The 23,454-nt window shown below is 34.8% G+C and carries 18 protein-coding genes and 1 pseudogene; 3 read left to right on the forward strand and 16 right to left on the reverse strand.

The window, feature by feature from the left end:
* The 10 genes and pseudogenes from C0430_RS07510 to C0430_RS07555 all read right to left on the reverse strand — a co-directional run.
* Positions 1 to 729 (reverse strand): annotated as a pseudogene (locus tag C0430_RS07510) (protein translocase subunit SecDF); the annotation flags it as partial.
* Positions 730 to 953: 224 nt separating this feature from the next.
* The gene (locus C0430_RS07515; protein ID WP_290867479.1) at positions 954 to 1,889 is read right to left on the reverse strand and encodes a malate dehydrogenase; all 936 of its coding nucleotides are present in this window, start codon (positions 1,887 to 1,889) and stop codon (positions 954 to 956) included.
* An 85-nt stretch (positions 1,890 to 1,974) separates the two neighbouring features.
* Positions 1,975 to 3,918 carry a DNA topoisomerase (ATP-hydrolyzing) subunit B gene (gyrB, locus tag C0430_RS07520; protein WP_290867483.1) on the reverse strand — a complete coding sequence of 648 codons (1,944 nt, stop codon included), beginning with the start codon at positions 3,916 to 3,918 and terminating at the stop codon, positions 1,975 to 1,977.
* Positions 3,919 to 4,099: 181 nt separating this feature from the next.
* Positions 4,100 to 7,432: a bifunctional amidotransferase subunit GatB/aspartate--tRNA ligase AspS gene (gatB/aspS, locus tag C0430_RS07525; RefSeq protein ID WP_290867485.1), complete on the reverse strand. Its 3,333-nt coding sequence runs from the start codon at positions 7,430 to 7,432 to the stop codon at positions 4,100 to 4,102.
* On the reverse strand, positions 7,432 to 8,829 hold the full coding sequence (locus C0430_RS07530) for an amidase family protein (RefSeq protein ID WP_290867488.1): 1,398 nt from the start codon (positions 8,827 to 8,829) through the stop codon (positions 7,432 to 7,434). Before C0430_RS07530 ends, gatB/aspS begins: the two co-directional genes overlap by 1 nt.
* A gap of 1 nt (position 8,830) precedes the next feature.
* Entirely contained in the window at positions 8,831 to 9,100 is a 270-nt protein-coding gene (locus C0430_RS07535; RefSeq protein WP_290867491.1) for a hypothetical protein, read from the reverse strand.
* 208 nt (positions 9,101 to 9,308) lie between these two features.
* On the reverse strand, positions 9,309 to 9,758 hold the full coding sequence (locus C0430_RS07540) for a hypothetical protein (protein WP_290867494.1): 450 nt from the start codon (positions 9,756 to 9,758) through the stop codon (positions 9,309 to 9,311).
* 111 nt (positions 9,759 to 9,869) lie between these two features.
* A complete protein-coding gene (locus tag C0430_RS07545; protein ID WP_290867497.1) occupies positions 9,870 to 11,633 on the reverse strand; it encodes a TonB-dependent receptor in 1,764 nt (587 codons plus the stop codon).
* Between the two features lie 3 nt (positions 11,634 to 11,636).
* Positions 11,637 to 12,002 (reverse strand): four helix bundle protein, encoded by a 366-nt coding sequence (locus tag C0430_RS07550; RefSeq protein ID WP_290867500.1) that lies wholly within the window; start codon positions 12,000 to 12,002, stop codon positions 11,637 to 11,639.
* Between the two features lie 40 nt (positions 12,003 to 12,042).
* A complete protein-coding gene (locus C0430_RS07555; RefSeq protein WP_290867503.1) occupies positions 12,043 to 15,057 on the reverse strand; it encodes a tetratricopeptide repeat protein in 3,015 nt (1,004 codons plus the stop codon).
* A gap of 230 nt (positions 15,058 to 15,287) precedes the next feature.
* Between C0430_RS07555 and C0430_RS07560 the strand changes: the two genes are divergently transcribed.
* Positions 15,288 to 15,971 carry an ATP-binding cassette domain-containing protein gene (locus C0430_RS07560; RefSeq protein WP_290867506.1) on the forward strand — a complete coding sequence of 228 codons (684 nt, stop codon included), beginning with the start codon at positions 15,288 to 15,290 and terminating at the stop codon, positions 15,969 to 15,971.
* On the forward strand, positions 15,971 to 16,852 hold the full coding sequence (locus C0430_RS07565) for a glycosyltransferase (RefSeq protein ID WP_290867509.1): 882 nt from the start codon (positions 15,971 to 15,973) through the stop codon (positions 16,850 to 16,852). Before C0430_RS07560 ends, C0430_RS07565 begins: the two co-directional genes overlap by 1 nt.
* 3 nt (positions 16,853 to 16,855) lie before the next feature.
* On the opposite strand, the gene C0430_RS07570 is transcribed toward C0430_RS07565, so the two are convergent.
* From C0430_RS07570 to C0430_RS07580, 3 genes are read right to left on the reverse strand one after another with little or no spacing between them, the layout of a single operon-like run.
* The gene (locus C0430_RS07570) at positions 16,856 to 17,944 is read right to left on the reverse strand and encodes a glycosyltransferase family 4 protein (protein ID WP_290867513.1); all 1,089 of its coding nucleotides are present in this window, start codon (positions 17,942 to 17,944) and stop codon (positions 16,856 to 16,858) included.
* Complete coding sequence (locus tag C0430_RS07575; protein ID WP_290867516.1) at positions 17,941 to 18,339, reverse strand: FdtA/QdtA family cupin domain-containing protein; 399 nt, start codon at positions 18,337 to 18,339, stop codon at positions 17,941 to 17,943. Before C0430_RS07575 ends, C0430_RS07570 begins: the two co-directional genes overlap by 4 nt.
* Positions 18,332 to 19,168, reverse strand: coding sequence for a glycosyltransferase family A protein (locus C0430_RS07580; RefSeq protein WP_290867519.1), 837 nt, complete (start codon positions 19,166 to 19,168; stop codon positions 18,332 to 18,334). Before C0430_RS07580 ends, C0430_RS07575 begins: the two co-directional genes overlap by 8 nt.
* 44 nt (positions 19,169 to 19,212) lie before the next feature.
* Between C0430_RS07580 and C0430_RS07585 the strand changes: the two genes are divergently transcribed.
* A complete protein-coding gene (locus C0430_RS07585) occupies positions 19,213 to 20,364 on the forward strand; it encodes a glycosyltransferase (protein WP_290867522.1) in 1,152 nt (383 codons plus the stop codon).
* Here the strand turns inward: C0430_RS07585 and C0430_RS07590 are convergent.
* From C0430_RS07590 to C0430_RS07600, 3 genes are read right to left on the reverse strand one after another with little or no spacing between them, the layout of a single operon-like run.
* On the reverse strand, positions 20,361 to 21,806 hold the full coding sequence (locus tag C0430_RS07590; RefSeq protein ID WP_290867525.1) for a hypothetical protein: 1,446 nt from the start codon (positions 21,804 to 21,806) through the stop codon (positions 20,361 to 20,363). The genes C0430_RS07585 and C0430_RS07590 overlap by 4 nt on opposite strands.
* A gap of 20 nt (positions 21,807 to 21,826) precedes the next feature.
* Entirely contained in the window at positions 21,827 to 23,197 is a 1,371-nt protein-coding gene (locus C0430_RS07595; protein WP_290867528.1) for a class I SAM-dependent methyltransferase, read from the reverse strand.
* On the reverse strand, positions 23,198 to 23,383 hold the full coding sequence (locus tag C0430_RS07600) for a hypothetical protein (RefSeq protein ID WP_290867531.1): 186 nt from the start codon (positions 23,381 to 23,383) through the stop codon (positions 23,198 to 23,200).
* Positions 23,384 to 23,454: the final 71 nt, after the last annotated feature.

The following is a 23,454-nucleotide window of genomic DNA, read 5'->3' on the forward strand; positions in this document are numbered from 1 at the left end:
GTCAATTTTATAAGTTTCCCAAAACTCTAATTGAGCCGTACTTTGTAATAATTTTTTAATTCTGTCAACATCTTTGGCTCCAGGAAGTTCCACAAGGATCCTTCCAGTTTCTCCAATTTTTTGAATGTTGGGTTGGGTTACACCAAATTTATCGATACGTTTTCTCAATACACCAAAAGCACTGTCTACTGATTCATCAACTTTTCTTCTGATTATTTTTTGGGCTTGAGCATCGGTCATTTGAAAATCAATTTCACCTTGCAAAGTTCTGTTGGCAAAAATATCAGGAGAAGCAAGCTTTACCGTTCCTTTTGAATTTGCATCAAAGGCTTCAAAAAACTTATCGATATACGTTTTATTTCCCTGCATATTTGCAGTTGCGTCTGCCAATGATTTATTAAAAACCGGGTTTTTAGAATTATTGGCCAATCCTTTCAAAACATCTTTAACCGAGATTTGCAATATCACGTTGATACCACCTTCCAAGTCAAGACCTTTGTTGATTTGTTTGTCTTTTACTTCATTGAAAGTGAATTTGGTAAACCCAAGATTAAACACATTTTCCTTTCCAATGGAATCTAAATATTTTAATTCTTTATCAGGATTTCCAGCGGCAAAAGATTTTGCATCACTTTTCACCTTATTTGAAACAAAAGTGAAAGAAAGTTGGTAAATACTTACCAATGCAAATAGAATTGCGAAAAATTTAATAAGTCCTTTATTCTGCATTATTACTAAAAATTAATTATTTTATTTATTTATTGTTTGTTTTAACCCTTATAAAATAAGCCTTAACATCTATTTTTATTGAAAAATAAAACGTTAGGAATTAAATCATCTTTTTAAAACCGAGCAAATATATAATTAACGTAAAGATTAACCAATTTATTTATTGATTAATGTCAAAAAAAAGACTGCAAAAGTGCAGTCTTTTTTATTTTTTACCTATATTATTATGCTAAAACTGATTTTAGGTCAGCATTCATATTTCGAACAGCATCCGCGCTTTTTGCAAAAGCTGCTTTTTCAGTATCGTTCAAGTTGATGTCCAGAATTTCTTCGATTCCGTTTTTACCAATGATACATGGAACTCCAATACAAATATCGCTTTGTCCATATTCACCTTCCAATAGAACTGAACAAGCAATCATTTTCTTTTGGTCATTCAAAATACTATCTACCAAATATGCCACAGAAGCTCCCGGTGCATACCAAGCCGATGTTCCCAAAAGACCTGTTAAAGTAGCTCCACCAACCATTGTGTCGGCAGCAACTTTAGCTAATTCTTCATCTGACAAAAATTCAGAAACTGGAATACCATTATAGGAAGCCAATCTTGTCAATGGAATCATTGTAGTATCACCGTGACCACCAATAACCATTGCTGAAACATCGTTGGATGGTTTGTCCAATGCTTTTGATAAATAATATCTAAAACGAGAGCTATCAAGCGCTCCACCCATTCCAATGATTCTGTTTTTTGGTAAACCTGTAGCTTTCAATGTCAAATAAGTCATTGTATCCATAGGGTTTGAAACCACAACGATAATTGCGTTTGGCGAATGTGCCAATACATTATCGGCAACTGATTTTACGATTCCTGCATTGATGCCTATTAATTCCTCGCGCGTCATTCCTGGTTTTCTAGGAATTCCTGATGTGATTACCACCACGTCGCTATTTGCGGTTTTTGAATAATCATTTGTAATACCTGATACTTTAGTATTGAAACCTGTATTGGTTGCACATTGAGATATATCCATCGCTTTACCTTCGGCAAAACCTTCCCTGATGTCTAATAATACTACTTCACTGGCAATTCCTCTATAAGAAATTGAATCTGCACAGGATGCTCCCACATTTCCTGCTCCTACAATTGTAACTTTCATTTAAATTAATTTTATTTATTATTTGTTGTTTGTTGTTCACGACATGGATTGTTGCTGTCTAAAAACAACAAACCATAAATTTTATCTACGCATCGATATTTGCATAAACAGCATTTTTCTCGATAAATTCTCTTCTTGGCGGCACCTCGTCTCCCATTAACATGGAGAAAACCCTGTCTGCCTCTACTAAACTGTCAATATTCACTTGACGCAACGTTCTGAAACTTGGATCCATCGTAGTTTCCCATAATTGCTCTGCATTCATTTCTCCAAGACCTTTATAACGTTGAATTGATGCGCTTCCACCCATTCTTGCGTTGGCTTGATCTCGTTGGTCTTCTGTCCAAGCGTATTCTTTTTTGTTTCCTTTTTTTACTAAATACAAAGGCGGTGCAGCAATATAAACATATCCTTGTTCTATCAATTCTCTCATGAAACGGTAGAAGAAAGTCAATATTAAGGTTGCAATGTGGCTACCATCGACATCGGCATCACACATAATAATTACTTTATGGTAGCGTAATTTTTCTATGTTCAATGCTTTACTGTCTTCTGCAGTCCCTACTGTCACTCCAAGTGCGGTAAAAATATTTCGAATCTCTTCGTTTTCAAAAACTTTGTGATGCATTGCTTTCTCGACATTCAATATTTTACCACGCAAAGGCATAATGGCTTGAAACATTCGGTCACGTCCTTGTTTGGCGGTTCCACCTGCCGAATCTCCCTCTACAAGATATACTTCGCATTTTGCAGGATCTTGTTCTGAGCAATCCGATAGTTTTCCTGGCAATCCTCCTCCTCCCATTACGGTTTTGCGCTGCACCATTTCACGGGCTTTTTTTGCAGCGTGACGAGCTTGGGCAGCAAGGATAACTTTTTGCACGATAACACGAGCATCGTTTGGATTTTCTTCCAAATAAATTTCAATCATTTCACTTACGGCTTGACTCACCGGCGAAACAACTTCTCTATTTCCTAATTTTGTTTTGGTTTGACCTTCGAATTGCGGTTCAGCCACTTTTACCGAAATAATGGCGGTAAGTCCTTCACGGAAGTCATCTCCAGCAATCTCGAACTTTAATTTGTCCAACATTCCGGAGGCATCTGCATATTTCTTCAAAGACCTTGTTAGACCTGTCCTAAAACCTTGCAAGTGCGTTCCTCCTTCGTGAGTGTTGATGTTGTTTACATAAGAAAAAATATTCTCGGAATAACTTGTATTATAAATCAAGGCAACCTCAACCGGAATTTCACCTTTTTCGGAATCCATGGAGATTACGTGAGAAATGATTGGCTCACGATTACCATCTAGGTAACGAATGTATTCTTTTAGCCCTTCATCAGAATGGAAAATTTCTGAAACGAAATTCCCGTCTTTATCCACTTCTCTTTTGTCCGTAAAAGTAATTGTAATTCCTTTGTTGAGGAAAGACAATTCGCGCATACGAGCAGACAAAGTATCGTAAGAATACTCGATAGTTTGTGTAAAAATAACTGGATCCGGATAGAACGTGACAATGGTTCCTCTTTTTGTGGTTTCCCCAATTTGTTTTACAGGATATAAAGCTTTTCCTCTTTCGTATTCTTGTTCGTAAACTTTTCCATCACTACTATGTACGGTCGCTTTCAAATGTTTTGACAAGGCATTTACCACCGAAACACCAACACCGTGAAGTCCTCCAGAAACTTTATAGGAATCTTTATCAAATTTACCTCCAGCACCAATTTTAGTCATTACAACCTCTAATGCCGAAACGCCTTCTTTTTTATGAATCCCAACTGGAATTCCACGTCCATTGTCTTCTACCGAAATAGAACCATCTTCATTTATATCTACTCGAATCGTATCACAATAACCACCCATCGCTTCATCGATAGAGTTATCCACCACTTCATAAACTAAATGATGCAGCCCTCGAACTCCTACATCTCCAATATACATCGAAGGACGCATTCTTACGTGCTCCATCCCTTCTAATGCCTGAATACTATCTGCTGAATAATTGTCCTTCTTGATTTCTTCGCTCATATTTTTTTAATATAAAAATGTATTTTTCGTATAACACGCAAATATATGAAACCCTACAGGAATTAATGGTTAAAATCCTATTTTAAGTAGGTAAGTTATTAACATTTTGTTGATTTATCGCATAAAAAAACGCTCTCAAATGGAGAACGTTTTTTTATGATTTTAGATTATAAAATCTAATCTAATTTCTTATGATTCGAACATTCATTTCTTCTAACTTTTTATCGGATAAAGCTGATGGTGCTCCAAATAATAAATCTTCACTGGTTCCTGTTTTCGGGAAAGCCATAACTTCCCTGATGGATGCTTTTTTCTCCAAAATCATCATCAAACGATCGATTCCCCAAGCGATTCCTCCGTGTGGTGGCGCTCCATATTGGAACGCTTTATGCATAGTTCCCACACTCTTAATCATTTCTTCTTTGTTGTAACCCATATTTCTATAAGTCGCTTCCAGAATCTCCGATTTATGTGCACGAACAGAGCCTCCACCAATTTCATAACCGTTCAAGATAATGTCGTATTGTTGCGCGATAATCGTTCCAATTTCATCGTCATCTCCTTTCATGTGTTTTTCCAAATCATAAACAGCAGGCATCGAAAATGGGTTGTGTGTAAAAGTCCATCTTCCTTCATCGGTTCTTTCAAACATTGGAAAATCAACAACCCAAGCCGGACATAATTCCTTCGGATTGATTAAGTGCAATATTCTACCCATTTCCTGACGAACAGCATCCAAAGCTTTGTTTGCCGTGGCATAATCTGCTGCCGAGAAGAACACAATATCACCCACTTGTGCATTGGTTGCTTTTATGATTCCAGCCGCAATATCTTCACCCAAGAATTTAATGATTGGCGATTGCAGTTCATCTTCATTTACAATAATGTAAGCCAATCCGCCTAGACCGTGCTGTTGCGCAATCGCGGTAAGGTTTTCAATCTGCCCTTTTGACATACGCTTGTTGCCTTGCTCTTTAGCCGAAACCTTGATACATTTCACGATTCCGCCTTCTTCAATTGGTTTACTGAAAACTTGGAAAGTGGTGTCTTTTACAATCTCGGTAATATCTTGCATTTTCAAGCCGTAACGCAAATCGGGTCGGTCACAGCCATAAAAATCCATCGCATCTTTGTACGTAATCACTTCAAACGGACGCAAAATCCACTTGTTGCCGTATATTTTTTTAACTACTTCATTAAACATTTTGGTGTTCAAATCAATAATCTGTTGCATATTTCCATACGCCATTTCCATATCCAATTGTGTAAATTCTGGCTGACGGTCTCCACGGGAATCTTCGTCCCTGAAACAACGAGCAATTTGGAAATACTTCTCATAACCACTAACCATCAACATCTGTTTAAACTGCTGTGGCGCTTGTGGCAAGGTATAAAACAAACCTCCTTGTTTACGTGTCGGAACGATAAATTCGCGCGCACCTTCATCGGTTCCTGCGCTTAAAATTGGGGTTTCAATTTCCAAGAATTCTTCTTCATCTAAAATGTCACGCAGTAATTTTATTACTTTATGACGGTTTACGATGGCTCTTCTTACTTCTTCATTTCTATGGTCCAAAAATTTGTACTGGAAACGCATCGCTTCATTCGTTTTTGAAGCTCTTTTTATTTCGAAAGGCAATGTTTTGGATAAATTCAGAATTTCCAATACCGAAGTTTCCAATTCAATTTTACCCGTACGCAATCCTGCATTGTAATCATCTTCATTACGCCCAACTACTTTACCCGTCACTGAAATCACCGATTCTGGTTTTAATTTCACCAACTCGTCAATATTTGGGAATGATTCTCTACTAATACGAACTTGGAAAATCTCGTAACTGGAATCACGCAAATCGATAAACATCAATTCGCCGTGGTCACGCACACTCGCCACCCAACCCGACAACATCACTTCTTGACCGATGTTTTCTTCGGATAATTGGGAAATTTTATGCGTTCTATACGTATCTTTTATAATAATTGGAATTTCCGGAAGTGCTTCTTCTTGACTTTCTTTATTCTCAGTAACTGTTTCATTGGAAACTTTTTCAGACGCCTCTTTCTTTTCTAAAACTGCATCAGCACCTAATTTGTCTAAAATAATTTGACGAATTACTTTTCCATTTGCTCCTTTTCCGATAACACCAAGAACTTTACCAACTAGAATACCGGCTTTTCCTTGGTCACCCGCTTTAATATCATTGGCAACAGCCTCATTTTCTGAAATTACAGTGGCAATAACTTCTTGAATTTTATCTTCGGAAATGGTGTTTTCTTCAAAATACTTGTTGTAGTCAAAAGTCCTGTCTTTCAAATAACCCGTAATCGCATTTTGAACTAAAACCGCCGTGATTTTTTCAGCCTTAAATAATTTAAAAATATCCGTTAATTGTGGAATGCTATGAATTTCAGCGTAGTCTTCAGCCTTGATGTTGTTCGCCAAAGTCTTGGCCACAAACGAAGGGTCTTTGATTTCATTGTTTATTTCCACAAATGTTTGCGAACGCAACTTATCAGCCGTGAAAAACTTGGCATCCTGTGGCAAAACGCCTCCATTAATCAAAATGGATTCCACCGCATAAGGCAAAGCACTTGTATCTACTTTAATCGCTTCGATTTCAGCCTTGATATTTACGAAAGGTAAATCCGGTTCCGAAATAAATCGGTAATCCGCTTCAAATTCTTTTTTACGCATTGTTTTGGTTTGCTTCAAATCGGCATCCCATAACACGGTTGTTTGATCAGGTCGAAACTCTTTGTTTTCAATAAAATAATTGAATTGTTTCTCCACTTCTTCTTTCAAAGCTTCCACCATAAACTTAAACGAGTTCAAGTTTTTGATTTCGGTTCTTGGATTCAAATCATAACTATGTTTCTTGCGCAAAGACACAGAAACATCCGATTTGAATTCTCCTTTTTCAAGGTTTGCTTCAGAGATTCCTAAATTCTGAACAATACGCTGAATGTACTGCGCATAAGTTGAAGCATCTTCAATATTACGAATACAAGGTTCCGTAACAATCTCAATCAGAGGAACTCCCGCTTTGTTAAAATCGACTAACGAAATTTTCTTTTCGTGCATCAATTTAGCAGCATCTTCCTCAATATGAACCTGAGTTAAATTCACTGTAAATTGTGTACCGTCATTTCGGTAACAAGACACGTGTCCGTCAGGAATAATCGGGTTGTGAAATTGCGTAATCTGAATATTCTTCGGGTTATCCGGATATTCGTAATGCTTTCTATCCCAAGAGATAATTTCATTACTGAATGACGAATCAACCGCTTTACCAAAATAAATCGCTTTTGTAATCGCTTCTTTATTTAAGGCAGGCAAGACGCCCATTTGCCCCGTACAAACAGAACATATATTTTGATTAGGTGTTTCTATTTCTTGATTTGGACAAGAACAAAACAACTTGGTTTTGGTATTCAATCGAACGTGAGTTTCAAGTCCGATTACCAATTCTAAATCGTGGGCTTTTAAAGCCGCTGTTAATTGTTCCAATTCCATTATATTGTATCTTTTAAGAAGTTAGCAAACTGCATCACTAATTCGTCATTATTTTTTACTCCAGTCACCTGAAGTCCCGTACTTGTTCCTTGTGGCACGGTCAATGTTGGCAATTGCCCCAAACTAAAACCAACCGTATAAGCATCCGATAAATACATCGCGTGTGGATCTTTTAAGCTGTCCCCAATTTTAGGCGGTGTACTTGGTGTAACTGGTGATAAAATGATATCCACTTCTTCGAAATCTTTACTGAAATTTTCAGAAATTTGATCTCTCAAAGCTAATCCTTTTAAATAGATTTCATCTGAGAAACCTTGAGACAACACTTGGTTACCACCTACAATTCTGCGCTTTGTTTCTTCCGAAAAGTTTTCAGAACGCGTCACTGCATAAGTTTCAATTAAATTTTCAGCTTCAATTCGGTTTCCGTAATTGGTACCGTCGAGACGAGATAAATTCGAAGCCGTTTCGGCCATTGCCAAAGTATAATAAGTCGAAACCAAAATATCTGATTTGAAGAAATCTAATTCTTTCACCGCAATTCCTTTGGCTTTTATTTTTTCAATACTCTCTAAAAAATCAGCTTTTATTTGAGTATCGATAGCTTCACTTTCGATAAAGTTTTTAAAGTAACCAACCGTTTTTACCGTTGAAGTTGCTATTGCTTCTTCGGTAATTTCGTTTGAAACGATTGAAGTCTGATCTTTTGGATCTTTTCCACTCATTACATTCAGTACGATTCGGATGTCTTCAATTGATTTCGCCAATGGACCAACGCAATCCGTAGAAGATGCATAAGCCATCAAACCATAGCGAGAAATTCTTCCGTAAGTTGGTTTCAAACCATAAATATGATTGTAACCTGCAGGCTGACGAACAGAACCTCCCGTGTCACCACCGATAGAAAAAGCAGTATATTCTTTGGCAACATTAACCGCAGAACCTCCGCTTGAACCACCGGCAACCAAAGAAGGATCGATGGCATTTTTCACGGCACCGAAAATGGTATTTTCACTCGAAGAACCGTGACCAAAACTGTCGCAGTTTTCTTTTACCAACGGAATAGCACCTGCATCCAATAATTTCTGAATTGCAGTCGCCGTGTAGGGAGATTTATAATTTTTCAGCAATTCAGAACTCGCAGTGGTGTAAGTTCCCTGTACCATAAACACATCTTTGATCCCAAAAGGAATTCCTTCCAACAAGCCAATTGTTTCTCCGTTTGCAATTTTGGCATCAACCTTGGCCGCCAAGTCCAAAGCCAAAGTATCCAACAAAGAATTTACAGAGTTATAGGTATTTTGTTTGAGTAAGTCTAATTTTTCTTGTACCAAAGCCGTACAAGTGATTTGTTTTGACACCAATTGTTGGTGTATCTTTTTTATTTGAGAATCCATTTTATCCTTCTATAACTTTTGCAACCACTAAAAAACCATTTTTCTTGTTCGGGAAATTTTCTAAAATAATCTGTTTCTCCATAGCCGAACTCTCTACCACGACATCTTCCCTTAAACTATTCACCGACACACAATTACGATTGACATTATTCAAGGAATTATCATTTGATGAATTTGCATTCTTGATTACATCAAATAATTTGTTCACACTCTCCGAAGGCTGTGCTCCTTTAATACTCGACAAGATGTCGACTGTCATTATTTTACTCATAATTTTAGGTAGTTTTAAAGTCTAACTTTTAAGCTGGCAAAATTACGAAAGTTTTATTAGGGAATGGTGTTTTATTTTAATGATTTCAGTAGTATTTTGTTAAAGAAGATGTCAATTTAACATTATGTTAGATTTGATTTTATTATTCGAAAACTATGTTGAAATAGTGGTTAAGTTCTGGAGAATAGAACACGGATGAAAAGGATTTTCACTCCACACTCTCTATCAAATACTTCGTTCCGTTAATTTCGAAAGTAAAGCCCACCGAATTCCCCATTAAATGAGAACCCAAGGGCGATTGGGGAGAAAGCGCAATGACATTCACGCCATCGACACTGATTTTAGGAAGTGCTGCACTTAAAAACAAATAAATTCCGTTGGCTTTGACCAAACTCCCCACGATAATGTTTTTGGCAATTGTGGTAGAATCAATTTTGTCCAGAATGGCTTTTTGAGCCAATACTTCCTTCAATTTGTGATTGATTTTTTCCTGTTCGATATGCATCATCGACAAAGCCGTTTCGTGTTTATCGCCAGCCGAACCTTTGGCGTCGTTCTTGGAATCTTCGGTCAAAGCTGCAATCATATCGCGAAAAGCATCGATTCTGTCTTGAACTAATTGCAGATAATATTGGTGTATTTTTTGTTTGAAAGTCATTATTTAAAGTTTAACCACAAAGGACGAAAAGAAGGCGCAAAGTTCACAAATTTTTTAAATTTTCCCTGTGTTCTTCGAGCTTTTCTTGTGAGTTTTGTGTTTAAGAAAAAATTAAAAATCAAATTTATAATTGGCTCCCAAAACTACCTGAAATCCCTGAACCGGATAATCCAACCATTTTTGATAGGCTTTATTGGTGATGTTATTGGCTCTTAAAAAAGCCGTCAATCTGTCGCTATATTTGAAACCCAAATGCGCATTTACATCAAAATAACTATCTAAAGTAATTGGACTTGGAGGCGTTATATAAACAATGTCCGTATTCAATTTTTGGTCTTTTCGTTCCCCAACATAGAACACATTCACTCCCGCATACCATTTTTCAGTGATGTTGAAATCTATGGTAGAACTCAATTTTATTGCCGGTAAATTCCAGGCTTCTCCCTGAAATTCGTTGGTGTAACTGCTAAAAGTTCCGTTGATGCCAAAAGTCACATCATCTGAAAAATCAGCTTTTAATTCTCCATAAAAACTCACGGTTTTTGTGTCATCGTAAACCACTTGAAAGGAATTCCCAAAAGCATAATCTTCATTCGTGCTGTTTTCGTTGTAATCGTTGCTTTTGAACAAGGCTTTATTTCTTTCATTCACATAAGAACCTCGAAGATTGTAACTCACATTGTTGGCTAATTTTCCTTTCAAACCGGCAAAAATATCATATTGCTTGTCCGTTGGTTTAATGTCCAGTGTTGGAGAAAAATAGGGATTTTCATTAACAAAATCCGAATAAGTGTTTTGTTCCAAATCACCTACAGCGCCAGCATAAAAAATCATCAAATCGCCCACGACTTTATAAGAAACATCAATTTTTGGATAAATTAAAAAGCTATTGTTGTCGTTTTCCAAATCCATACTGTAGAACAACCCCGCACCAATATTCAATGTCCAATCCGTTCCCTGCATGACATAACTAGGCGCAATTCCAAAATTAGTAAAACCGTATTTTACCGGGTTTGCATTCGTATTCCAATAGTTTTTTTCGAAACTTCCGGCGAGATAATCCACAATCAAATTTGTTTTTATTGCTGTGTCGTTGATTTCAAATTCGAAAGATGGCTTCGCATAAAATCTATTTTCCGAAGACCCAAAAACATCCGAAAAATGATTGAATCTCACGCTTGCTTCTTTCACGATACTTCCTTCAAGTGCAATTTTACTTCCTAAATAGATGCTGTTGTAACTTTGCTGCGGATTTATTCCGTTTATCAAATTAGCTCTGTCATTTGCATTTAGCGAACTGCCAAAATCCATTGGCAATCCATACCAATTATAGATTTGGTTTTGATAGCCCAAATCTAAATTCCAAGACAACTCTTTTTCGCGAATTCCATAAGTCAAATCAATGGAAGTGTCATAAAAAGAATCGTCCAGTTCCACACTTTTTATGCCGCCTTGCGAGGAAAGGTGACGAAACATTCCGCCCAAATAATTATTGGCGCCAAGCTCTTGATTCACGAATAATTCTCCGTTAAAAACTCCGTAGTTTCCACCTCCAAAAGTCGCATAATTATTATACAAATGGGCTTGCTTTTCTTTTTCGACCCCTTCGGCTTTTCCTTTTGATGGCGTAAAAGTGGAGGCTACCGGAAAGGAAAAAATGTTGTATTTTATGGTTTCTTTTTTAGCATTTCCTTCGTCGTCAAGCACGGGAATTTCTTTTACTTTAAAGGCATCAGAAATGGTTGGCGTATATGGTTTGACAACGTTTACGACTTCCGTCCCAATGTTTTCTTCTTTTTTTTGGGAGAAAGAAAATTGAAAACTTAATAAAAGACAGATAGATAAAAGACGAAGAGATGATAGACTATTTAACATAAATTATTGGTTTAATGTATTTTGGAAAGACATTGTTGCTTTTTGAAATTCTTCTATTTTATTTTCAATATGCTGCGATAAATCATCTGCAACATAATTTTGGCTATTAGCCAACAACAATTGAGTTTGAAGTTCGAATGACGAACCTAACGAAATATCTAAAAAATGACTGAAGGACTTATTAGTTCTACTTGAGCCTTCTGCTATATTAGATGGCATAGAAACAGAACATCTATTCATTTGACTTGTCAACCCAAACTTTTCTGAACTTGGAAAACTTGACGATAATTTAAAAATCTCCTTTGCCAATTCCATTGCCATTTGCCATATTTTTAGTTTTTTAAAATTATGCCTCTTAAATTCACTCATATTACTTCATCTTTTATCTATTCGTCTATTATCTATCAGTCTAATTTGTTATCGATGAATTTGTTTTGGATTCTTCATTTTTAATCCTGTCCAATTCCGTTTGGGCTTCTGAAACTACATCTGGGAAATCGGTAAAGTTTTTTATCACGCTGTCCAAAATATAAGTTGCTTGAAAACTATCCTTCAATCCATAGAAATTCTTCGCCATCAAGATTAATCCTTTCGCTCCAAAATATTTGTAACTGGAATAATTCTTGGCCAATTTTTGAACTACCGTATTCGAAGCTTCGAATTTTTCGTCCTTGTTTTTGAAATAAGCATCATAATACAAAGCTTCGGCAGCCAATTCTCCTTGGGCAATGGTTTGCAATTTGGCGTAAGCTGTACGAGCTTTGGTCTCATCACCTGTTTGAATGGCGGAACGAGCAATAATAATTTGAGCATCACTTTTTACATTATCATCTGTTTTGGGATTTGCCAAAACTTTTTCGGCATACACAACTGAATTGTCGTAATCTTTTTTGTCGTAGTAACAGCGCATCAAATTAGACTGGGCGAAAGTTTTGTTTTGAGGAAAATCGGCTTCGTTTTCCAATCGAGACAAAACTGTAATCGCTTTAGAATTATCATTGCTTTTCAAGAAAATTTGCGCCAATCGTGCCAAAGATTGTTCTGTGAATTCGCTTCGAGGTTCTCCGATAACATATTCATAATTAGGAACTGATTTACTTTCCTGCGCATCTGAAAAATAAGATTGTGCCAAATAAAAATTAGCTTTCAAGGAGTGAATTCCGTTTGGAAATTTGGAAACATACCCGTTAAATCCAGTAATGGCTTGTTTGACATTGTTTTGCAAATATTGTTTTTCGGCGGCTTCATAAGTGTCATTATCCAATTCAGCATCGGTAACAGCAACAAAATCCAAGGTGCGAACCCAAGTGGCATACTCATCGACATTTCCGTTATCGACATAAATCAAACGTGCTGTGGAAACCGCTTCGAGTGCTTCGGGAGTTTTAGGAAAATCGGCAGCTACTTTCTTGAATTTCGTCAAGGCTTGCTCGTCTTTATCGGAATTATAATAAATCAATCCTTGGCGCAAAATCGCTTTCGAAGTGTAAGAACCTTTCTTGAATTCAGCATTCAATCGATCGTAGGTTTTTATGGCAAGGTCTGGTTTGTTCTCGGCAACATAAGTATTTCCGAGTTCAAACAAAACATCGTCCCTGTATTCTGATTTTGGATACAATTGTAAAAACGCATTGAGTTCCGTTATTTTTTTGTCGTTTTTAGAGACAAACCCGTAGCAAACGGCTTTTTGAAAATAAGCATAATCTGCATCAAAACTTTTCAATTCGATTACCTTATTGTATGCTTCCAAAGCTGAAGTATATTTTGAAGTTACAAATCTGCAATCGCCCAAACGCAAGTAAGAATCATGCAAACGCACTTTGTCATCTTTCACGTTATCAATCTGGTTTTGGAAATAATTTCCGGCCTGGTCGTATTCCTTCAACTTGAAATACGCATAGGCAATATTGTAATTACTGTTTTTGTATTCCGGCGTTTCCTTGGTAGCTGACAAACCTTGAAATTGTTTGTAACTCAACAAAGCATTGTCAAAATCATCCAAAACATATTCGGTTTCACCTTTCCAGAAAGTGGCACGAGCCGTGAATTTGGGGTCTTTTTGAACGTCTAAAGAATTCGAGAACAGTGCTGCTGCCGCTTGATACTTTCCATCGTTGTATTCTTCCAATCCACGATAAAAAGTCACTTTTTGATAGGCCAATTTATTTTCGGGAGATTTATTCTTTTCCAATAAAACCAAAGCTTCCTTGTAGTTTTTTGATGAAATATAGGAATCAATCAACAACTTTTCAATCTCGGATTTGCTGGCATTGTTTGGATATTTCTTTATAAAACTCGTCAAAACCGATGGAACATTTTGGTAGGAATTCCCTATTTCGTAACTCAATTTAGCATAATTTAAATTCGCATCTTCTTGAATGGCTGCTTCAAATTCCATTTCGGAAGCGTTTTTGAAAGCGTTCAAGGCTTGTTGTTTTTTGTCTAAATTGAGGTAACTTTCACCCAAATGATAATAGGCATTTTGAGCCACAAAATCTTTTCCGTCTATGATTTTATTGAATTGTGAAATGGCATTTTCATAATCCTTTTGCTTGTAATAAGCATATCCCAATTGGTAGAAATCGGTATTGTTCCATTTGCCTTTTTTGCCTTTATACAAAGTTAAAAACGGAATGGATTTGTCGTATTTTTTGAGATTAAAATAGCTTTCGCCAATGATTTTATTCAATTCTGATTTTTCGACAGGATTTGATTTTTCCATTGCTTTCAAACCTAGATCAATCGCTTTTTCGAAATTTCCCAATTTGAAATTCATGTCGGCTTGGTAATACGACAATTTTTCTTTGTACTTTTCTTCTCCCGAGACTTCGTCAAAATACTTGGTTGCCTGTTTGTAATCGTCTCCTTCGTAAGCCATAAAACCCAAATAATACTTGGCTTGCGAGCCGTATTCGGCAGAATTCACCACTTTATTGAAATAGGAAGTGGCTTCCTTTTTATTTTTGGAAACAAAAAAACTATATGCTTTTTGAAAATTGTACTGATCGCTGTCGTTTCCACTCAAATTGCCTTCGTCCACTTTATCGAACCATTCCAAAGCTTGGGGATAATTTCCTTGTTTGAAATAATAATGTGCCACTTCAATGTAAGCTTGATTTTGTTTCACGCTTGTTGGATAATCCGTAACAAAGTGCTCCATCAATACGTCTGCGTTGGGTTGATTGGTACGAATGGCGCAATTGGCAACATAATAAGAACAGTCTGAAATCAGTTCTTCATTGGCCGCAGCCGATTTTACTTTTTCGAAAATAATTTGGGCAGAAGCATATTGCCCTTCTTTGTACAAAGAAAGTGCTTTGTCAAAATCTTTCGAATCGTGGGTATAAATTGCTGATTTTTGAGCCAAAACGGATACCGATTGGACAAAAATTACTAAAAAGAAAAGCCAAGAAAGGTTACGCATTGTAGTTTTGATTTAAAAATTCAAATGTATCGTATTCTGTACGGTATAACGGTGGGCTATTTGTTTTTATTATGAACATCTTTTTAAACAATCGGGAATTTGAATCTGGAAATTAGTTTTGAAAGTGTTCTGTCAGGGATACTAATTTTAGTATTTCTCTTATATTGGGCAAAATTTATTTTGAATGCATCCGTTATCTTGTTACTTTTACCCAATAAACAATTCATGTTATGTCTCAATCTGTACTTTCTCTAAAAAATGCGACTATTGCTCAAGATGGAAAAATTATTTTATCAAAAATAAACCTCGAAGTTAATCACGGTGAATTCATTTACATCATCGGAAAAACAGGTTCTGGAAAAAGTACTTTCATGAAAGCACTTTATGCCGATTTACCTTTGGCTGAAGGTGAAGGAAGAATTGTTGATTTTGATTTAGCCACTCTAAAAGAAGATGACATTCCGTTTTTGAGAAGAAAAATAGGTTTTGTTTTTCAAGATTTTAAATTACTACCGGATCGTACCGTAAAAGACAATTTATTGTTTGTTTTGAAAGCCACGGGATGGAAAAACGAGATTGACATCGAAAACAAAATCGACGAAGTTTTGACCAAAGTGGGAATGAACAAATATGCCGATAAAATGCCACACCAACTTTCTGGAGGAGAGCAACAAAGAGTTGCCATTGCTCGTGCTTTACTCAACAATCCCGAATTCATCCTTGCCGATGAACCAACAGGAAATCTGGATCCCCAGACCAGCATTGAAGTGCTTGATGTTTTGAGAAAAATAAACGCCAACGGAAAAACGGTTATTATGGCTACCCACGATTATGCCTTGTTGATGAAGTTTCCTTCCAAAACGTTGAAATGTGAAGACATGAAACTTTTTGAAGTAGTTCAAAAAACAGTGTAATGCTTTCGATACTCATTCCGGTTTATAATTACAATGTTTATCCGCTGGTTTCGGAGTTGTACAAACAATGCTTGGAATGCGAGATTGATTTTGAGATTATCGTTTATAATGACGGTGGAACTCAATTTGAACATGAAAATTTAAAAATCAAGGAATTAGTTTATTGCAACTACATTTCTTCTTCTAAAAACAAAGGCAGGACACAAGCAAGAAATACTCTTTCAAATAACGCTAAATTCCAATGCCTCTTATTTTTAGATGCGGATGTAATTCCGTCAACCAACCTTTTTATAAAAAATTACTTAGACTGCATACTAGAAAGCAATTACGATGTACTAATTGGTGGCTGCTCCTATAAAATTGAATCTCTGAATGAGCACAATCATTTAAGGTTTTATTACGGGACAAAGAGAGAGCAACAAAGTGCTTTGACCCGAAATCAAAAAAAATATGCATATATTCTTTCTGGAAACATGTTAATCAAAAAAAAAGTTTTTGAAAGTGTTAATTACAAAGAAGCCGAAAAATATTATGGTATGGATATTTTTTTGTCTTATAATTTAATGATGAACCGAAATACTGTTTATCACATTGACAATAGTGTCTATCATTTGGGGTTGGAAAATGACACTGTTTTTTTTGAAAAATGTTTAGCATCTGTAAAAAGCAGAAAAGAAACATTACTTCATATGCCTCGAATCGAAGAAATAAATTCGTTAATAAAATATTACAAAATACTTAATAAGTATAAAATCACTGGCTTAACAAAACTATTGTTTTTACTTTTAAAACCGTTATTGAAAAAATTAATTCTAAAAAAACACCCTTATTTAGTCTGTTTGGATTTGTATCGATTGGGTTATATGAGTACTTTAAAATAGTACTTACACAATACTTTCAAAAAGCAATTTCCATTGTTGCATTATGCTGTCAATATCATATTTACCAATGCTTTCTTGAGCATTTTTACCCATTTGCAACCTCAAATTTTCATCCTCGATCAAAAGATTTACTTTCTCCATAAACGCTTCTTCATCTCCAAATCGTATCAAAAATCCATTCCTATTATTTTCAATAATATCTTTTGGTCCACGGCGACAATCAAAAGAAACACAGGCCAAACCAGATGCCATAGCTTCAATTAAAACCATACCAAAACCTTCGAATCTTGACGTTAATAAAAAGAAAGATGCTTCAAGATATTTTTCGTTAATATTTCTGACGGCATCATAAAAAACAACGTTTTTGTTAATTCCCAATATATTTGAAACCGATTTTAAATCAATATTAGAATCTGATTCACCATAAATTTCTAAAACCCAATCAGGATGTTTGACAACTACTTTTTTCCAAATTGACAACATTACTTCAAAATTTTTCTGATAGCTATGTCTTCCAACTGCAATAACTTTTTTCGAGTTATAATTTGGTTCATTATCGGTAAAAAACCATAGTGGATTTGGAATAACAACTAAATTATTAGAATTGAATTCATTTTTAAAATCATCAACTGGAGCTATAATTTTTGAGAATTGCGCAGCACAAATATCAAAGAATTTATATTTGAAACTATTTAAAATATAATTACAAATTCTATTTCCTTTCTCTTCTGTATGCCTAGTTCCATGACATTCGAAAATTATTTTTTGCTCTACAGAAATCAAAAACGGAATCGCATACCCTTTATACCCATTATCACAAACAACAATAATATCAGGCTTAATTTTTTCGATGTGTTTTTTTAAAATTTTTGAATAATTATACAAATAAGTAAAAACACTGCCTGAAACTTGCTCAGAATAAAATTTTATATTGTCATTAAAATCATAATGCTTATTGTCAATACCTGAATTGGTAGATAGGATACTAATCTCATAATTATACCTATCAATTAAATAATTAGTTTTTGTAGAAAGTACTCTTTGGACACCTCCTGCCCCCTCAACGAATGGAGTTATATAAAGAATCTTCATTTTTTAGAATCTAAAAATGCGTCATACTCCCGAATATAATCGGACTCATCAAAAACATCTGAAGCAATGACAAGACAAACAGCTCCTGACGAAAAATTTTGCAATTCACGCCAAATTCCAGTGGCTATAGGCAAACCTATATTGGGTTTATTCAAAAGAACGGTTCTTTTTTCGAACCCATCATCAAGAACGACTTCAAAACTACCGCTTAAAGCAATCAAAATTTCGTGCTGGTTTATATGGGAATGTCCTCCTCTAAAAGCGTTACTGGGAACATCAAAAAGATAATAAATTCGTTTGAATTCAAAGGGCAAAACATCATTTTGAATAAAGGCCAAATTTCCGCGAGTATCTTCTACAACTGGAAAATTCAGGAATTGAATATCGTTAAGCATTGCTTCGGTTTTTTAATTTGTAATAATCAGCTTTTCCTTGGTTTGCATTTTTTATGGCAGCAACAACCTGACTTAATTTTAGTTTTTTTTGTTTCAAATCGAAAAAAATCTTGGTTGCCAAGCTCTTAAAATAACTCACTTCTACAACTCTTGCTAAAAAAGCTCCTTGCACATAATAGCGTTTTGAAAAATCCAGTTTTTCATTTGAAGAAAGTTCAGGATGCATTGCAATTACGTTTGGCATAAAGGCAATTTGCTGATTTGTATTTTTTATATCTGACAAAAAAACAGCTTCTTCTGCCATTTCAAATTGACTTCCAAGACCAAAATCTTCATCAAATACAACACCTGATTTGTCTAAAATCGACTTATTTAAACTTATTTCTACAGACAAAACATTGAATAATTCCATTAAACTCAAATTCATTTTTGCTAATGGAAAATACTTTTTGAATAACACCCCATTAGGTTTTTCTATGCAAAAACTAATCGCGGCTTTGTTATTGTATTGATTGTAAGCTCGAATAATTGTTGCGTCAAAATCTTTTTTATAAACTACATCATCGTCGGCAATTAAAACAATTTTACCTTTAGCATTTTTTAAAGCCAAATTTCTGCTTTTTGACAATCCTTTTTCAAAAGAATTGATGACTCGAACGGAAGGAAAGTCTGAAACTAACAGATTATTTTCCTGGGTTTGATTGATGATTAAAATAGAATATTCGGAAAAATGGCAAAAAGGAAACATAGGAATCAAAAAGTCCAAAACGTTTCGATTCATAGTCGAAATCAGAATTTCTAAATCTTGGTTTTTAAATTCGTTTGTCAATTTGTTAGTATATTTACACAAATATAGAAATTTATGTCAGCCAAATGAAAATACTTTTGTTAGGAGAATACAGCCGATTGCATAATTCGTTAAAAGAAGGTCTCGTTGCACTGGGTCACGAGGCAATTACAGTTGCCAGCGGTGATGATTTCAAAAAATACCCTACTGATTATTCGTTTCATTCGGCTTTTTTTTCTCCTTTTTGGCTCATTCGAAAAGCTAAAAATCTAGTTTTTAAAATCACCACAATCGATTTGGAAAAAATTGAAAGAGCCGTTCGATTTTATTTCTTGCTTCCAAAATTAAAAGACTTCCACCACGTACAATTAATCAATTCCGATGCCATTGAAACTTATCCATTCTTGACTCGATTTCTTTATAAAAAAGTATTTCAGAATATTGAAAGCCGCAGTTTATTAGTTTGTGGCGACGAAACTCCCGTTATCGATTATTTGTTCAAAAAGGAAATGAAATATTCTGTCCTGACTCCTTATTTTAACGATAATTCATTAGCCAAACAGTTTCATTTTCCATTAAAATACAGGACAAAAAGTTATCGAAAAACCTTTGATTGGCTACACAACAATTGCAATTCTTTAATTGCTTCTGATTTGGATTACAAGATTCCTTTAGAAGCAATGAACTACAAACCTCATTTCATACCAAACCCCATCAACACGAACATTATTGAATTTAAAGAATTAGAAATCAATACCACAGTTGTGATTTTCTTGGGAATCAATCGCGGCAGTTACATCAAAAAAGGAATATCTTTTTTCGAAAAAGCTTTAACCCTCATCAAAGAAAAATACAACTCTAAAGTAGAAATCATAATTACCGAAAACGTTCCTTACAACCAATATATTTCACTTTACAACAAAGCCCATATCTTATTGGACCAAGTTTATGCTTACGACCAAGGATACAATGCGCTCGAAGCGATGGCAAAAGGAAAAGTAGTTTTTACTGGAGCCGAAAACGAGTTTACAAAACATTACAATTTGACCGATAGAGTTGTCGTAAATGCTTCGCCAGATGTGGATTCATTGGTAAATGAATTGTCGTATTTGATTGAAAATCCAGTCGAAATAATTGCCATTGGAAAGCGAGCCAGAGCCTTTATAGAAAAAGAACATCATTACACCAAAATTGCAGAAAAATATTTGGAAACTTGGAAGAAAGAATCATTCGATTAATCTTCAATTGCTTTGTAAACTTTTGAAAAATCAGAAGCATCATAATTATTATAACTTGCGTCAGGCTGAAGATTATTTAAAAGCAATTTGTCTTCGCTTAAATAGGAAAATAGAATTCTAAATAAATTTACCGATGTTTTTAATTGTGCATCATAATCTGAATGAGAGCCATTCCACTTAATGGCTAGTTTGGCGCCAAAAATAGAGTTTAATAGTTTGCTATCCGTGATTTTGTTTTGGGCTTGCGATGTATATTCAAATCCAACATAACCGCCGTGATCTGCACCAATGATAATGATTGCATTTGGATCATTTTTTTTAATAATGGTTATCGTTTTCTTCAACCACGCATTTGCGATTTGCAAACTTTTAAGATATTCCAGTCTTTCCTTTTCAATGCTGCTTCCTTTTATTTTACTTGGATTGATATGACCTGGATTGAATTTTTCGATAAAGAAAAAATTACTCGTCCCTTTATTTAGCACTATTCGATTTTCGATTTCGTTTGTGATTTCTGTAAAGCAAGACAAACCATCTTTAAAATAAGGCAGTTCCGCTAATTTATAATTGCAATAATCAAAATAAACGCTTGGTCTATTCATCAATAAATAAGGTATTTCTGTAATAAAAAAAGTTTTGTAATTATTATTCTTGAAAATTTCCAAAACAGGATTTCTCCCTACAATATAATCTCTGGCATAATTAAAGTTCGAGAATTCATTCGAAAAATGATGTTTCATAAAAAAACAAGACGAATTAGAATACAAAGTAGATGGGTAATTGCTCCTGTAATCATCATACAAAGAAAATTTATTGTCCTTCAGCCAACCATCAAATTCTGAATTATCAAATCGATAAAGTGAACCTTTTAAATTCGTTCCATTGGTATAACCATCAGGTTGAATGTAATATATATTTGGTTTTTTCTTGAATTCGGTTTTTAAAATAGCATCAGGTTGCAGTTGCCATTCCGTTGAATTTGTATAATTTAAGTAGATTATTTTTCCGAGTTTCACTATTGGCAAAACAGTCATCAGAAAAACAAGTACAATGAAATATTTGTAATTCTTGATTTTGAATATAATTAAACCCAAGATTAGAATGACGAGCAATCCCATTTTTTTGTAGGATGCCAATAAATTTGAAATCCCAAATAAATAGATGGGCAATAATACCAACATCATTATAAAAATGCTTTGTGTCGCGAAAGAAGAAAACCTGCTTTTTTGGATGATTTTAAATATTCCGAACACAATCACTGTTGGGAAAACAATAAAGTTGAGCAAGAAAACCAGTGTTTGTTGCCAAGAATTAACCAAATCAAAATTATTGGAAAAATAAAAAACAAAAGCATAAAGCCCGACACTAAACCCTGCTAATATTGGATAATCCTTCGAGTTCTTTAAAAAGTCATTGAATTTTTCCTTGATGTCGAATTTCATTTTGGCAATTTAAATTAGGATTAACGACGTTTTAAACTGTATAAAATTCTCTCGGAGGAAGCAATTTTCTGCTTGCTGATAATCTCAAAATAAACGGAATATTCTTTTTCGAAATTATCTTCATTATAAAAATCGAAATGGTTTTTGAATTCTCTTTTGCTATCCAATATAAACTGAACCCAAGAATCACTTCTTGTGGGGAATTCTATCAATAAATTAGGAGCCATTTTCGAGAAAAATTGAGCCGATAACGAAAAGGGAATGTTTCCCGACAACGTAATGTGATGAATTACGGCCAAAGCTAAACAACCGTCAAGATTAATTTCTTTTACCCTGTCAATGAATGAAAAACGTTCCTCATTGTTAAAACCATAATTTGCAGAAGGATTTAAAACATCGGCAACTATTGGCAAAATCATTTTTTCTTTGTTTTTTAATACCCGTTTGTAGTTTTGTTCGACAGCATTTGGGTCTACATCGGCAACGATAATACGTTTAGCAACGTCTTTCAATTCTCTTGAAAAAGTGCCGTCATTGCCTCCAATATCAATCAAAGTTTTGCCTTTTATGGATAAAAACCAATCTTTTACAACTTCTTTCTTGAATTGATATGCATTTTCATCATAGTTGATTTGATTGTAATAATGATCCCATTCCGTTTTTTCGTTAACCGATAAATTGGAAATAAAATCATACAATCCATCCAATAATTTTAGCTGGGAAGCTTTCGATAAATTGTTGTTTACCGTTTTTTTATCGGATTCGTATTTTTTGTCGTATTGGGCCAACAAATGGATATTAGTCAATAATGTGGGACTAAAATAACTTTTGAATGGTAATAATTTCGACAGTTGTTGCAATGAAATACCTTCCAAGTTTTGAGACAAGGTTTTCAAATGATCTTGTCCGAAATATTTTGTCAAAACCAAAGGTCCCAAAAAGTGCATTATAAATTGCTTGTAAGCCAGCCACGGATTATTTTCCTGATAAAAATCAAACGACAGCGTATCTATAAAAATGGGGTTGCCTTCGTGAAAAGTAATATTAAAAGCCGAAGCGTCTTTTAGGGTGAAATTATTTTCCAAACATAGCTTTTGGATTTTCAAAGTCAGCAAAGCTGCGTGTTTGTATTGCAAAAAACCCCATTCGTAAGGGTAATTTATAAAAGAAATTTTTGAAGCTTCAATACTGATTTCTGAATCTGTTTTCGAAACTTCTTGATGCGGAATTAAATACTTTTTATCGAAAAGAGTTTGATAAAAACCGCTATCAGTTAAAGCCTTGTACTGCTCAAAATAGATTGGATTTATGACTCTTTTTACTTTGTCATCTTCAATAAAAACATACCCTGACGGATCTCTAAAAGACGAAGTATTTCTTTTGGATTCCATTTATTCTTGTTTTTCCTTACTATCGGTTTCATCCATAAAATCGTCTTCTTCTTTGTCTTTTATGCCAAAAACAGCTTTTATTTTATGCACAATAGTTCTGTAAAACAACAAAACTCCAGCAACAGCTGCTGCCAAAAACTGTACAATCAAAGCCCCTGTTCCTGGATCAAAGTATAATGGAATCATTTTTATTTATTTATTTTTCAAAAATACCTAAATTTTGAGTGGATTCAAATATGAATCCATATAATTTATTT

Source organism: Flavobacterium sp. (assembly GCF_013823965.1).
Lineage (GTDB): Bacteria > Bacteroidota > Bacteroidia > Flavobacteriales > Flavobacteriaceae > Flavobacterium.